This window comes from Streptomyces sp. NPDC093064 (assembly GCF_044754605.1).
Lineage (GTDB): Bacteria > Actinomycetota > Actinomycetes > Streptomycetales > Streptomycetaceae > Streptomyces.
Genome location: NZ_JBIVPK010000002.1, coordinates 356,563 through 371,215, shown reverse-complemented (window position 1 = coordinate 371,215; position 14,653 = coordinate 356,563). Strand labels below are relative to the sequence as shown.

General features: G+C 71.3%; 10 protein-coding genes. 8 read left to right on the top strand and 2 right to left on the bottom strand.

The window, feature by feature from the left end; all coding sequences use genetic code 11:
• Positions 1–3: 3 nt before the first annotated feature.
• A complete protein-coding gene (rpmA, locus tag ACIQFZ_RS04520) occupies positions 4–258 on the top strand; it encodes a 50S ribosomal protein L27 (RefSeq protein WP_061922958.1) in 255 nt (84 codons plus the stop codon).
• Between the two features lie 113 nt (positions 259–371).
• A complete protein-coding gene (gene obgE / locus ACIQFZ_RS04515; protein ID WP_365419580.1) occupies positions 372–1,814 on the top strand; it encodes a GTPase ObgE in 1,443 nt (480 codons plus the stop codon).
• A gap of 25 nt (positions 1,815–1,839) precedes the next feature.
• On the opposite strand, the gene ACIQFZ_RS04510 is transcribed toward obgE, so the two are convergent.
• A complete protein-coding gene (locus tag ACIQFZ_RS04510) occupies positions 1,840–3,222 on the bottom strand; it encodes a glycosyltransferase family 2 protein (protein WP_383056989.1) in 1,383 nt (460 codons plus the stop codon).
• A 116-nt stretch (positions 3,223–3,338) separates the two neighbouring features.
• Positions 3,339–4,328: a CDP-alcohol phosphatidyltransferase family protein gene (locus ACIQFZ_RS04505; protein ID WP_383056988.1), complete on the bottom strand. Its 990-nt coding sequence runs from the start codon at positions 4,326–4,328 to the stop codon at positions 3,339–3,341.
• 545 nt (positions 4,329–4,873) lie between these two features.
• On the opposite strand from ACIQFZ_RS04505, the gene ACIQFZ_RS04500 reads away from it, so the two are divergent.
• From ACIQFZ_RS04500 to ACIQFZ_RS04475, 6 genes are all read left to right on the top strand, one after another.
• Positions 4,874–9,265, top strand: coding sequence for a glycosyltransferase (locus tag ACIQFZ_RS04500; RefSeq protein WP_402690591.1), 4,392 nt, complete (start codon positions 4,874–4,876; stop codon positions 9,263–9,265).
• 7 nt (positions 9,266–9,272) lie between these two features.
• Entirely contained in the window at positions 9,273–10,241 is a 969-nt protein-coding gene (galE, locus tag ACIQFZ_RS04495) for a UDP-glucose 4-epimerase GalE (protein WP_402690590.1), read from the top strand.
• A 566-nt stretch (positions 10,242–10,807) separates the two neighbouring features.
• Positions 10,808–11,986: a glutamate 5-kinase gene (gene proB / locus ACIQFZ_RS04490; RefSeq protein WP_365428333.1), complete on the top strand. Its 1,179-nt coding sequence runs from the start codon at positions 10,808–10,810 to the stop codon at positions 11,984–11,986.
• Between the two features lie 183 nt (positions 11,987–12,169).
• Positions 12,170–12,589, top strand: a complete 420-nt coding sequence (locus ACIQFZ_RS04485; protein ID WP_376404612.1) for a hypothetical protein — start codon at positions 12,170–12,172, stop codon at positions 12,587–12,589.
• Between the two features lie 60 nt (positions 12,590–12,649).
• Positions 12,650–13,936 carry a glutamate-5-semialdehyde dehydrogenase gene (locus tag ACIQFZ_RS04480; protein WP_383056986.1) on the top strand — a complete coding sequence of 429 codons (1,287 nt, stop codon included), beginning with the start codon at positions 12,650–12,652 and terminating at the stop codon, positions 13,934–13,936.
• A gap of 63 nt (positions 13,937–13,999) precedes the next feature.
• Positions 14,000–14,590: a hypothetical protein gene (locus ACIQFZ_RS04475; RefSeq protein ID WP_402690589.1), complete on the top strand. Its 591-nt coding sequence runs from the start codon at positions 14,000–14,002 to the stop codon at positions 14,588–14,590.
• Positions 14,591–14,653 lie beyond the last annotated feature (63 nt).

The window sequence follows — 14,653 nt, the reverse complement described above, 5'->3', positions numbered from 1 at the left end:
GACATGGCACACAAGAAGGGCGCATCGTCCACCCGGAACGGTCGCGACTCCAATGCCCAGCGGCTCGGCGTGAAGCGCTTCGGCGGTCAGGTCGTCAACGCGGGTGAGATCCTGGTCCGCCAGCGCGGCACCCACTTCCACCCGGGCGCCGGCGTCGGCCGTGGCGGCGACGACACGCTGTTCGCGCTGCAGGCCGGTGCGGTGGAGTTCGGCAGCCACCGCGGCCGCAAGGTCGTGAACATCGTTCCGGTCGCCTGATCGGAAGCTTTCGCGAGGCGGACCTCACTTCCCCGGCGGGAAGGCGGGTCCGCCTTTCGCGTGTTACGCAGTAACCACATCCGTACGTTTGCTCAGTGCTGGAGGCACACACCATGACCACCTTCGTGGACCGCGTCGAACTGCACGTCGCCGCGGGTAACGGAGGCCACGGCTGTGCCTCCGTGCACCGTGAGAAGTTCAAGCCGCTGGGCGGCCCGGACGGCGGCAACGGCGGGCGCGGCGGCGACGTGATCCTCACCGTCGACCAGTCCGTCACGACGCTGCTCGAGTACCACCACTCCCCGCACCGCAAGGCCACCAACGGCAAGCCCGGCGAGGGCGGCAACCGCTCCGGCAAGGACGGCGAGGACCTGGTGCTGGCGGTGCCGGACGGCACGGTGGTCCTGGACAAGCAGGGCAACGTGCTCGCCGACCTGGTCGGCCACGGCACCTCCTTCGTCGCCGCGCAGGGCGGCCGGGGCGGCCTGGGCAACGCGTCGCTGGCCTCCGCCCGGCGCAAGGCGCCCGGCTTCGCGCTGCTCGGCGAGCCGGGGGACCTCCAGGACATCGTCCTGGAGCTGAAGACCGTCGCCGACGTGGCGCTGGTCGGGTACCCGAGCGCCGGCAAGTCCTCCCTCATCTCCGTTCTCTCCGCGGCCAAGCCGAAGATCGCCGACTACCCCTTCACCACCCTCGTGCCCAACCTGGGCGTGGTGACGGCCGGTTCGACCGTCTACACCGTCGCCGACGTGCCGGGCCTCATCCCCGGCGCCAGCCAGGGCAGGGGGCTGGGCCTGGAGTTCCTGCGCCATGTGGAGCGGTGCAGCGTGCTCGTGCACGTACTGGACACCGCGACGCTGGAGTCCGACCGCGACCCGGTCTCCGACCTCGACGTCATCGAGGAGGAACTGCGGCAGTACGGCGGCCTCGGCAACCGCCCCCGCATCGTCGTCCTGAACAAGACCGACGTGCCCGACGGCAAGGACCTCGCCGAGATGGTCCGCCCCGACCTGGAGGCGCGCGGCTACCGCGTCTTCGAGGTGTCGGCGGTCGCGCACATCGGGCTCAAGGAGCTGTCCTACGCGCTCGCCGACCTGGTCGCGAAGGCGCGTGCCGCCCGTCCGAAGGAGGAGGCGACCCGGATCGTCATCCGCCCGAAGGCGGTCGACGACGCCGGCTTCTCCGTCACCCGCGAGGACGACGGTCTCTTCCGCGTCCGCGGTGAGAAGCCCGAACGCTGGGTGCGCCAGACCGACTTCAACAACGACGAGGCGGTCGGCTACCTCGCCGACCGGCTCAACCGCCTCGGTGTCGAGGAGGCGTTGATGAAGGCGGGCGCTCGGGGCGGCGACGGCGTCGCCATCGGGCCCGAGGACAACGCGGTGGTCTTCGACTGGGAGCCTTCGGTCACGGCGGGCGCTGAGATGCTCGGACGTCGCGGCGAGGACCATCGCTTCGAGGCGCCGCGTCCGGCCGCCCAGCGGCGCCGGAACCGGCAGGCCGAGTGGGACGAGGCGGAGCAGGGGTACGAAGGGTTCGACCCCTTCGCCTCGTAGACCGGCTTCATGGTGCCGGCGCCGGTCATTCCGCCGGCTCCGGCAGCGGCCATGCCATCGCCGACAGGTCGACCCAGCCCGGCAGGGCCTCCATGCGGGGCAGCGACAGGGCCAGCACGCCACCCTGCGAGATCTGCAGGGTGGCCGCGTTGACCGTGGACGCCGGCAGGGTCTGCAGCAGAGCGACACCGCGGTGGGTGCGGGCCGGGCTCACCGCCGTGTCCAGCACCGCGCTGACGGGCGTCGTGCTGGAGGTCCACCGGGATCCGAAGCCGCCGCCGTGGGCGGGAGCGATCGAGCCCGTGAGTTCGACGCGGTCGCCGTTCAACCGGTAGCGCGGTGGGTCGCCGTGAGCCGCGACGGCCGGATTCAGCGGGAGGTCCCGCCATACGCGGTCGGCCGGCCGAGCGCCCTCGGGCAGCAGGGGCCAGGGCTCCGCGAGCCAGTCGCCGAGCCTGCCCGACTTCGCCGCCGCCTGCAGCGCCGCGTCCCTGCGGCTGGTGACGAACTCCCGCAGTACGTTGTCGCGGATGCCCCCGTAGAGCCTGCCCACGTCGGGCAGGAGCGCTGCGACATCGAGTTCCGGCGGAGCCTCGGAGAGCCGTCTGAGGAAGCCGAGATAAGTGAAGCCGGCGTACCGCTCCATCAACCGCCGCACCCCGGGTCCGTGGCGCGTACCCACGTCGAGCAGGTGCAGGTTGAGGTCGAGGTGGTCGCGGTAGTTGCCCGCGTTGGCCCGCAGGGAGTCCATGATGGAGGAACCGTCGCCGCGCTGCCGGTAGAGGTAGACGGAGCGGTCCAGCAGGTTGACGCGGCGCGCGGACAGCAGCGACGGAACGCTGAACCATGCGTCCTCGAACAGCACGCCCTCCGGGAAGGCCGCCCGGACGCGCCGCAGGAACGGCACGGAGAACAGCTTGTTCCAGACGCTCGCCGAGAACACCAGGTCCGGGTACTCGGTGATGTCCTCGACGCACCGGTCGCCGTCTCCGAAGTACCGCTTCCAGCGGCCGTAGGGGCGCAGCGGGACGTTGGTGAAGTCGGCGACGACCATGTCGGCGTCGTTGCCCCGGGCCGAGGCCAGCATCGCGGACAGCCCGTCGGGCACCATCACGTCGTCCGCGTCGGCGAAGGCGACATGGGCGGCGCGCACCTCGCGCAGCCCACGGTTGCGGGCCGCCCCGGGTCCCGCGTTGGACTGGGTGATCAACTGGGCCTGCGGATGGCGGTCGGCGAACGCGGCGAGCAGTTCGCTGGTGCCGTCGGTCGATCCGTCGTCGACCAGGATCACCTGGGTCCGGTCGAATCCGTCGAGAGCGGCGACCGAGCCCAGGAAGCGGGGCAGGTGCCCGGCCACGTCGAAACAGGGCACGATGAGCGCGGCGTCGTACGAGGGCTGGTCCGTCACCGAGGGCTCCAGTGCTGGGGGAGGGGCGATGCCTGCGGGGACGCGGCCGGGAAAACGCCGATGCCGGTCTCCGATGTGCTCAGGAGACCGGCATCGCGGTGGGCCGCGTGCGGGAGTCAGCCCTTGGCAGGGACGGACACGGTGACCGGCTCCGCGGCCGCCGTGGCGGCCGCGGCGGTACGGCGGTACGAGTCCATGGCGTGCTCGAAGTCGCGGGTCGAGAGCATCAGCTTGTAGATGATGGCGAGTTCGAAGAGAACCAGCAGCACACCGGCCCCGATCGTCACGCCCATGATCGCCCCGGCGAGCGGGCCGATGATGAACACCGCCATCTGGAACTCGATGCCGCTGACCAGGTGGGTGCGGATGCGGTGGCTGATCAGGAGGTCGCGGAGGCGGTTGTAGCGCGTGAACCGGCGCACGAACGACTGCTGCGTGACCACTCCGAGGGCGGGGGCCGCGGGCTCCTCGGCGCGCTGGTCGGCCGCGGTCTCCTCCTCGCCGGCCTCCACGGCCTCGTCCTTCGCCTCGGCGGTGATGCGCACGGCCGCGGCGACGCGGGGCGCGGGCGCCTGGGTCACCTCGGCGACCTCGGCCGCGGCCTGCTGGAGCTTGGTCCGCATGCCCTGGCGGACCTTGTAGATCTGCAGGGCGTCGATGTACCGGAGCATGTCCAGGAAGACGACGGCCAGCGCCAGCCAGATGTACGCGACGTTGCCGGTCTGGTGGTACTGGCCGCCCATGAGGGCGATGGCGCAGACGAGGACCCGGATGCGGTCGAAGACGTAGTCCAGCCAGGCGCCGAACTCGGATCCGTTGCCGGTGAGTCGGGCGAGCTTCCCGTCCATGCAGTCCAGGATGAAGCTGAGGTGGTACACCACCGCGCCGACGACCAGCCAGAGCCACTCGCCCTGGGCGAAGCAGGCGGCCGCTCCGAGGCCGAGTACGAGCGCGGCCCAGGTGATCTGGTTCGGAGTGACCCTGGTCCACTTGGCGGTCCATCGGACCAGGGGCGTGGCCACCGGGTCGACGAGGAGAACGGTCCACCAGGCGTCCCGCTTCTTCTCAGTGCGGCGGCGCACTTCGGCGAGCGGAGGTATGTCCATGGTCGGCAGGAAGCCCTTTCGGGGTGGCCCTCGGAGAGGCACCGAGGAGCGCGCGGAGTGGTCGGACGTGCCACACGAGGCGGCCGGGGCAACCGGTGCGCCTTACGTCAAAGGACGTTGGCTTTACCACGGTAATCCAACAGTCAAATGTCAGCGTAGGGCGGTCCGGGCGCGGCCAACCATACGCCGTTCGCCAAGGCTTAAGGCAATGCTCAGGCGGCACTGGTTGCCCCGTTCACCCGAAGCTGTGTCAAGAATCACATGGGACCGGGACATAAGGTGGATGGTGTCCGAATCGTCCCTGATTGGGGACCGACCGGACGCGCGGGTTAGGCTAATCTGCTCATGAGTCAGCCGCTTCCTTGTGTCACTTGGCTTTTGCCGCTTGGCGCGCCTCCGTGGCGGGGTTTCTCCCGGAGTCTCCTTGCCGTGCGAGCCAAGGTGTGAGCGCCTTCCGGGCCAGTGCCGACGCGAGGGCGTCCGGCGTGGGAGCTGTGATCTCCGACTTTTCAGTCCTTGGTAATGGAGGCGTGATGTTCCCGCGCGTGGACGCTGCACCTGGCATCACCGTCGTCGTCCCCGCGTACAACGCCGCGGCGACTCTCGGTAGAGCCCTCGACTCCCTGGTGGTGCAGACGTGCCAGGACTTCGAGGCCGTGGTCGTCGACGACGCGTCCGAGGATGGTAGCCGAGCCGTCGCGGAGAGTTACGTGGACCGAATTCCGCGGCTGCGGGTCATATCCCGGCAGACCAACAGCGGGGGCGTGGGAGCACCCCGCAATGACGGAATTCGTGCGGCACGCGGCGAATACGTCATGTTCCTGGACTCCGACGACGAACTGCCGGTCAAGGCATGTGAACTGCTGCTGGAGTCGGCCCGGAACACCGGTGCCGACATCACCGCCGGGCGCGCCCACCGGATCAACCTGAAGCGTGACACGACGCAGGTGTGGCAGCCGATGCTCTACGGCGCCGACCGGACCGTGGGCGGCATCCGGAGCTGGCCGGAGCTGATCAACGACCCCATCGCCGCCGCGAAGTTGTACCGGCGTGACTTCCTGCTCGAGAACGAGGTCTTCTTCCCCGAGGGGGTCTTCTACGAGGACACCTTCTTCTCGGCCAAGTCCTACACCCTCGCCTCCGGTATCTCCGTCCTCGCCGAACCGGTCTACCGGTGGATCTGGGAGGACCCGCAGGACGGCAGCGCCTCGATCACCAACCGGCGCGCGGAGATCCGCAGCATTTCCGACCGGGTGGCGGTGCACCGACTGGCGGACGAGTTCCTGCGCGATGCCGGCGCCGAGGACATCAAGGTCTACAAGGACGCCCGCTTCATCAGCCACGACGTCCGGCTGTACGCGAAGGAACTCCGCGCGGGCGACGAGCAGTTCCGCACCGCTTTCCTGGACATCGTCTCGGAGTACCTGACCGAGATCGACGAGCGGGCCTTCCCGCTGTGCGGGCCGTTGGACCGGGTGCGCGCGTTCTACCTCCGGAACCGGCTGGCGGACGAGGCCCTCACAGTCGCCGACTTCGAGCAGCGCCGCGGCGTCGTCTCCACCGACCTGGTGCGCCGCGGAGACCGCGTGTACTGGTCGGCACGCCATGCCGACCTGCCGGGGGCGGACGAGTTCCTCGACGTGACCGAACTCGGCCTGCAGGACGAGTCGTTCGAGAACTGCAAGCTGTTCAACCGGGCCACCTCCCTCACCGTCGACGGCACGACGGTCACGCTCGGGGGCGAGATCCTCAATCAGTTCCAGCGCATCGGAACCGGCGACGAGGTACGGCTGGCGCTGCACGTACGCGCCAAGGACACCGGCGAGCGGACCGTCGTGGAGGTGCCGGACGTCCGGGTGGACGAGTCCCGGATCTCCTACCAGGTCTCGTTCGACCTGGGCTCGGCGGCCACCGTGCTCTCCTCGCGGAGCCTGGTCAACCTCAACATGCAGGTCCTGTGGAAGGGCCGCAAGCACACCACGGCCCTCTGCGTCCGAGGTTGCGACCTGGCACCACTCGGTCGTGTGCTGGAGCCCTCCGGTCTGTGGCCGGACATCACGGGCAGCGGCAACCTCGTGTGGCGTCCGGCCGAACCGGCCGACGCCAGGGGGGCGACGCGCAAGGCGCCGGACGCCGAGCACTGGCAGTGGTGGCAGGGGCGTGAGCTGCCGGCGAACGCCGCGGAGCCTGCGGAACCCGCCGCGACCGTCGTGGTGTTCTGCGCCGGATACGGCGACGACGCGCTGCGCGCCGCCCTGAACTCCCTGGCCTGCCAGGAGGAGTTCGGCCGGACCAGGGTGCTCCTGGTCACCGCCGGCACCGGCACGGACGCGCCCGCCGCGGTCGAGTTCGCCGGCCGCTACGGCAACGCGAGCCTCGTCCGCACCCCGGACGGCGACGCCCGGGCCTCTCAGCAGGCGGTCCTCGACCGACTGGCAGGTCCGTACGCGGCCTTCATGGACGGATCCGGTGTCCTGGCCGAAGGTGCGCTGGCCGGGCTGCTCGCCGCGGCCGCGGACGACGTCGACGTCGTGGTCGCCGACACCTGGCAGGCCTCCGAGGCGCTGCGCGAGGCCGACGTGTTCCTGCGCGAGTGCTTCGCGGCCGGCGACCGGACCGTCGACGGCCTCGCCGACGTGCCCGACCTGCTCTTCACCGCGTCGCCCGGCGGCAAGCTGTTCCGCTGCGACCTGCTGCGCGAGTGCGGCTTCCACGTCGGGGACGGCTGGGACCTCGAGCACATCACGCCCGTGGCCACCGCCCTGCTGAGGGCCCGCCGCATCCGCGTGACCGCGGCGCTCGTCTACGGCATCACCGACGATGCCCGCTCCGGACTTCCCGCCCGCGACCGGCGGGAGACCGCGCGGGGCCTGCTGGCCCTGCACCAGTCGCTGCTGGACGCCCATGCGGCGGCGGGCCCGGAGCGGCGGGCCGCGCTCCAGCGCTTCGTGGCGGGAAGCTTCCATCCGTACCTGGTCGGCCTGCCCAAGATGATGATCGGCGAGGAACTCGAAGCCCTCTACCCGAAGTTGCGGACCCTCTACCGGGACATCCCGGACGACCTCGTCCTGGACTGCGCCGGTCCGAACGCCTCCCTCCTCGCGCATCACGCCGTGAGAGCGGGCAACGCCGCGCTCTTCACCCGTCCGTTCGAGGAGCCCCGTTTCCTGCCGGAGCTGTCGGTCGCCGGCCCGGTGCTCTTCCGCAGGGTCGAGGGCGACGTGGACGACTCCACGCTGCTGCGCGTCATGTCCCGGTCGGCCCAGGCGGAGTCCGTCCGTCCCGTCGACGGCGCATTGCGCGTCGAGGGGTTCCTGACACTTGGTGACGTCGACATCTCGGAGGACTTCGGCAACCGGCTGGAGCTCGTGTTCAGCGCGCCCGGCGGCCGGGAACACGCCGTACGGGCGCAGCAGGTGTACCGCCGCGACCGCTGGCACGTCCGCAAGCAGCGGGATCTGCACAGCGGCTGGCGGGCCGACCTCGGCCGCGACGAGCTGGCGGCTCTGCACGGCGGCGCGTACTCCCTCGCGGTCCGGCTGCACGGCCCCGGCGGCTTCGTCGACATCCCGGTGACCGCCCGCCCCGCGTTCCACCGCTTCAAGGGCGTCGACCGGATCGGCGCCTTCCGCTACGAGGTGTCGGCGGACACGGAGAACGTGGCCCACGTGCGGGTCGCCCGGCGGCGCTCGGTGGCGGGCGTCGCCGACCGGATGCGGCGCCTGGGCCGCGAGACGGGCCGGATCGTCACCCGGCAGCCGGGCTGGCTGCTGCGGCTGCTCTACTGGCTCACCCGGCCCGTGCTCGCCCGCCGCGACATCTGGATCGTCGGCGAGCGCCAGGACACCGCGCAGGACAACGGCCACCACTTCTTCCGGTGGATGCGTCAGAACCACCCCAGGCGCAACGTCTACTACGTCATCGACGAGAAGGCGGCCGATCGCGCGAAGGTCCAGGACTGCGGCAACGTCCTCGGGCTCGGGTCGCTCAAGCACCGGCTCTACCTGCTCAACGCCACCCGGCTGATATCGCCGTACGACCTCGAGGCCTACCTCGCGCCGCCCAGCATGGGCAAGCTCAACTACCTGCGCATCTTCGGCGACCTGCTGAAGTACCGCCGGGTGTTCCTGCAGCACGGCGTGACGTACAACGACGTCTCGCAGTCCGCGCACCGGCAGGCCACGAGCGTCGACCTGTTCGTGGCCGTGTCCGAGGACGAGGCCGCCTACATCCGCGAGGAGATGGGCTACCGCCCCGACGAGGTCCAGGCCCTGGGCTTCCCCCGGTTCGACAAGCTGCAGCCCGTCGAGGGCCGGCCCACCGTGCTGCTCATGCCGACGTGGCGACGCGACATCGTGGTGCCGTCGTACAACCGCAGGCGCCGGCCGCGCGTCCAGTTCCCGGCCTCGGAGTACTTCCGGTTCTTCTCCCGGCTGCTGGAGGACGAGCGGCTGCGGGCCGGGCTGGAACGCTCCGGTGTCCGGCTGGAGTTCTACCCGCACTACGAGATCCGTCCGTACCTGCGCCACTTCAAGGTCGACCACCCCAACATCACCGTCGCGGACCAGACCAAGCGGGGTGTGCAGGAGGCGATGAAGGAGTCCTCGCTCCTCGTCACCGACTACTCGTCCGTCTTCTTCGACGTGGCCTACATGGGCAAGCCCCTCGTCTACGTGCCCTTCGACGAGGACGACTTCTACGGGCAGCACTACCGCCGCGGCTACTTCGACCTGACCCGTGACGGGTTCGGGCCGGTGTGCCGGACGGTGGAGGACGCCGTCGACGAGATCGTCGCGGCGATCGACCGCGGCTTCTCGGTCAGCGAACCGTACGCTCAGCGAGTCGACGACTTCTTCGGTCAGCGCGACACGGAGAACTGCGCACGTGTCTTCCGGGCCATCGACGGCCTGGACGGGCGGCGCGACGGAAAGGGATGACCCAAGCATGTGGATGATCACGGGCGGTGCCGGTTTCATCGGGGCGCACGTCGTGCGCGCGATGACCGAGGGCGGCCGGAAGGTCATGGTCTACGACGATCTGTCGACCGGCAGCCGGGACCGGGTGCCCGCCGGGGTGCCCCTGGTGGTCGGCAGCGTCCTCGACCGGCCCCGGCTGGAGACGGCGATCCGTGAGCACGGCGTGACCGGCGTCGTGCACATCGCCGCCAAGAAGCAGGTCGGCGAGTCCGTGGAACGCCCCCTGTACTACTACCGGGAGAACGTCACCGGCCTGCAGACCCTGCTGGAGGCGATGACCGGGACCGGCGTCGAACGGCTGGTCTTCTCCTCCTCCGCGGCCGTGTACGGCATGCCGGACGTCGACCTGGTCACCGAGGAGACCGAGTGCGTCCCGATGAGCCCGTACGGCGAGAGCAAGCTCATCGGTGAGTGGCTGATCAACGCCGCGGCCCGGGCCCACGGCATCCGCAGCGCGTCCCTGCGGTACTTCAACGTCGCCGGTGCCGCGTCCCCGGAACTGTCCGACTCCGGCGTGTTCAACCTGATCCCGATGGTCTTCGAACGCCTTGAGGCCGGCGAGGCGCCGCGGATCTTCGGCGACGACTACGCCACCCCCGACGGCACCTGTGTCCGCGACTACATCCACGTCCAGGACATCGCCTCCGCCCACCTGGCCGCCGCCACACGTCTGGAGACGGCGCCGGCGGGCACCGCTCTGACGCTCAACATCGGGCGTGGCGAGGGAAGTTCGGTCCAGGAGATGGTCGACCGCATCCTGAAGGTCACTGGCCGGGAGGGCACGGTCCCGCAGGTGACGGAACGCCGCGCCGGAGACCCGGCCCGCGTCGTCGCCTCCGCCGACCGCGTCCGCGAGGAACTCGGCTGGTCCGCCAGTCACGGCCTGGACGACATGATCGAGTCCGCCTGGCAGGGCTGGCGCCACCGGCACGGCTGACCCGGCCGGTCGGCGGGTTCCGCGCTGAGGGTGCCCGAAGGCGTCCTGGCCCACGCCAGGGTGTCCGTGTGGCGCTTCGGGCGGGGCGCTCGCCCCACGACTGCCCCGGCCGGGACGGCCCTCTTGTGGCGTTCCGGCTACTGAGGCGAAGGCGTCCGCGGCTGCCCCACCGTTCGCAAGACCGCCGCCGAAGCCGCCGCCCGGGACCGTTCCCGGCGTTGCTCTCCTGGAGTGTCCCGAGCCCGGCTGCGCGGAGTGGCCGGGCGCGTCGGGCCCAGTGCCGGCAGTGCTCCTCCGGCGTTGAGCCGGTGGACCCGACGACGAGTCCTTTGTCCTCCCCCACCGCGGGATGCTCCGGCGGTGGCCCTCCCCGACAGCCCCGGTCGGAGGAACCGGAGAGGGCGTACACCCGCCCGGCAGCCCGCACGACCCGGGCGGCCCCGCCCCGCGGGCTCCCCGCCCCCATCGCCCTGTCCGATGAGTGGACCGGCGCACTGCCCACGATCCCATTCGCGTAGATTGCCAGGCAGGGCAGCCGGAAACCGGACGAGGGGGCACAGGGCAAGGTGACTGGGGCAAGGCAAGCCGTGCGCGAGGCCCGCAGGATCGTCGTCAAGGTGGGTTCCTCGTCGCTGACCACCGCGTCGGGCGGCCTGGACGCCGACCGCGTCGACGCGCTCGTGGACGTCCTCGGCAAGAGCCTCAAGGAGGGCGGTGCCCGAACGGCCCCGGCCGAGGGCGGCGGGGGACGCGCGGGCGGTGGACAGAAGGAGATCGTCCTCGTCTCCTCCGGTGCCATCGCCGCCGGCCTCGCCCCGCTGGGCCTGCGCCGCCGTCCCCGCGACCTCGCCCGCCAGCAGGCCGCGGCCAGCGTCGGCCAGGGCCTGCTCGTGGCCCGCTACACCGCCTCCTTCGCCCGCTACGGCATCCGCGTCGGCCAGGTCCTGCTGACCGGCGACGACACCAGCCGCCGCGCCCACCACCGCAATGCCTCCCGCACGCTCGACAAGCTCCTCGCGATGGGCGCCCTCCCGGTGGTCAACGAGAACGACACCGTCGCCACCGACGAGATCCGCTTCGGTGACAACGACCGGCTCGCCGCGCTCGTCGCCCACCTGGTCCGCGCCGACCTGCTGGTGCTGCTGTCCGACGTGGACGGCCTCTACGACGGCGACCCGAGCAGGCCGGGCACGTCCCGGCTGGCGGAGGTCCGGGGCCCCGGCGATCTGGTGGGCATCGAGATCGGCAGCGCGGGCAAGGCCGGCGTGGGCACCGGCGGCATGGTCACCAAGGTGGAGGCGGCCCGGATCGCGGCCGCCGCCGGCATCCCCGTGGTGCTCACCAGCGCCGTCCACGCCGCCGACGCCCTGTCCGGCCGCGACACCGGCACCTACTTCCACCCCACCGGCAAGCGCTCCGCCGACCGACTGCTGTGGTTGCAGCACGCCTCCACCCCGCAGGGCTCGCTCACCCTCGACGACGGTGCGGTCCGCGCGGTCGTCGAGGGCCGCAAGTCGCTGCTGCCCGCCGGGATCGCCGCCGTGGAGGGCGAGTTCACTGCCGGCGACCCGGTCGAGCTGCGCGACGGCGCGGGGCGCGCGGTGGCCCGCGGACTCGTCAACTTCGACGCCAGGGAGATCCCCCGGCTGATCGGCCACTCCACCCGTGAACTCGCCCGCGAGCTGGGACCGGCGTACGAACGCGAGGTCGTACACAGGGACGACCTGGTGCTCCTGGAGCCGTAATACGCCGAAACGTCCGGCCACCCGGGTGCCGAAGGCGGGGGACGTTCCGTAAAACCGCCCCATGGAGCCGTGCGGCCTGCTCCACTTTGAGGCAGGGACGCATTCCGCATGAGCGGGACCAGCGATACGAGCGATGCCAGCGATGCGAGCGAGCGCTGCGTGAAGGAGGACGTCGTGAGACGAGTGCGCCCTGGGGCGGCGGCGTCCCGCGGTGGCCTGACGAGCGTGGCAGCCGGAGCCGGCTACGAGGAGCCGCAGGATCTGCCCCGGCTGTGGCACGTCACGCTCAGCGTCTCCGGCGCCCAGGCCCCGCTGAAGGAGGTACGGCGCGGCCTCGAGCAGCTCGCTCACGACCACCCCTTCCTGCTGACCAGCCGTTACGCGGGTGACCACGCCGAGATCCGCTACTGGGAGGAGGCCCGCGACCTCCACGACGCGGCCGCCGTCGCCCTGCGCCTGTGGGGTGAGCACCGGCAGAGCGCCCGGCTGCCGCCCTGGGAGATCGTCGGCCTCGAGGTCATCGACCGCGAGACCTACCACCAGCGCCTCGCCGAGGGGTACGGAGCGCCCCCGGCGACCCCGGTCGGAGTACACCCCTTTTGACCCCGTCTCGCGGTGTGGGATGACCGGTGTCCGCCCCTTGCGGCGCACTACCCTTCCCTCATGACCACGCTCTCGCCGTACGACTCGATGTCCCCGGTCATCCAGGCCGCGTACCGCGCCAAGGCCGCCGCCGCCGACCTCGCGCCGCTGCCGCGGGTGGCGAAGGACGACGCCCTGCTGGCCGTCGCGGACGCCCTGGAGGTCCGTACCGGCGAGATCCTTGAGGCCAACGCCAAGGACGTCGCCAAGGCCCGCGAGGCCGGCACCAGCGAGGCCATCGTCGACCGGCTCACGCTCACCCCCGAGCGGGTGCGCGCCATCGCCGCCGACGTGCGGGACGTGGCGGCGCTGCCCGACCCGGTCGGCGAGGTCGTCCGCGGCAACACGCTGCCGAACGGGCTCGACCTGCGGCAGGTCCGCGTCCCGCTCGGCGTGGTCGGCATCATCTACGAGGCCCGCCCGAACGTCACCGTGGACGCCGCCGCCCTCTGCCTGAAGTCGGGCAACGCGGTGCTGCTGCGCGGCTCGGCCTCCGCCTACGAGTCGAACACCGCTCTGGTCCGGGTCGTCCGTGATGCAGTGGGCGGGGCGGGACTGCCCGCCGACGCCGTGCAGCTGGTGCCCGGCGAGAGCCGCGAGAGCGTGCGCGAGCTGATGCGCGCCCGCGGCCTGGTCGACGTGCTGATCCCGCGTGGCGGCGCCTCGCTGATCCGGACGGTGGTGAACGAGTCCACGGTCCCGGTGATCGAGACCGGCACCGGCAACTGCCACGTCTACGTCGACGCGCAGGCCGACGTCGACACGGCCGTCGACATCCTGATCAACTCCAAGGCGCAGCGGCCCAGCGTCTGCAACGCCGCCGAGACGCTGCTGGTCCACCAGGACATCGCCGCCGAGTTCCTGCCGCGCGCCCTGGACGCGCTCGCCGAGGCCGGGGTCACCGTGCACGCCGACGAGCGGGTCATGGCCCACGCCAAGGACTCCCGGGCCACGGTCGTCGAGGCCACCCCGGAGGACTGGGAGACCGAGTACCTGTCGTACGACATCGCCGCTGCCGTGGTCGACTCCCTGGACCGGGCCGTCGCGCACATCCGGCTGTGGAGCTCCGGACACACCGAGGCGATCGTCACCACCTCGCAGCAGGCCGCCCGCCGCTTCACCCAGCTGGTCGACTCCACGACCGTCGCCGTCAACGCCTCCACCCGCTTCACCGACGGCGGCCAGTTCGGCTTCGGCGCCGAGATCGGCATCTCCACCCAGAAGCTGCACGCCCGTGGCCCGATGGGGCTGCCCGAGCTGACCAGCACGAAGTACATCCTCACGGGGGACGGCCACACCCGCCGCTGACGCCGCCCGGTCCGTGGCGGGGCGTCTCAGCAGTCGGATGAATTTCCATACCGTCTGCCCAAATTGACCCCTCAGGTCTACTCTGGATCCGTGCCGGAGGATGTGGGGGGCACGCCGTTCCCTGACGGCTGGGAGCCCGACGACGACCACGACCACGGGGTGTCGGACGAAGAGTTCGCCTCCGTGGTCTTCGACGAGGCCTTCGTACGCTCGGCCGTGATCCACGAGCCGACCGCCGTCGAACGCCTCCTGGCCGCCGCGCAGGCCAGAGCCGAGGCCTCCGAAGCGGAGGCCCGCCGCGCCCACGCCAGAGGCGAGCGCTACGAGGACGGGTACGGCCCTGGCCTCGGCCCCGAGCACCCCTATGGCGACCTGGACGACCCCGACGTCCTCGAAGGCCGTCACGGCGCCCCGGGGACCTTCGGCAAGCACGTCCGCTGGCACCGCCCCGTCGCCTGGGTGCTCGCCCTCGTCATGGGCATCGGCATGGTCGCCCTGGCCTTCGCGGCGGTCTACCGGGGCGGCTCCTCGGGCAGCCGGGAGCAGGCCCCGCCGCCCGCCTCGACCGGCCTGGAGCAGGGCAGCGCCGGGGCACCCTCCGCCTCCGCCGACTACTCCCAGCCACCCGTCCCCGCGGTCCCGCGCACGCCCTGACGGCGAGGCGGCGGTTCTGGTGAGAACCTGTCAGAACTTGTCGCACATCAGGGCGTTTACCAG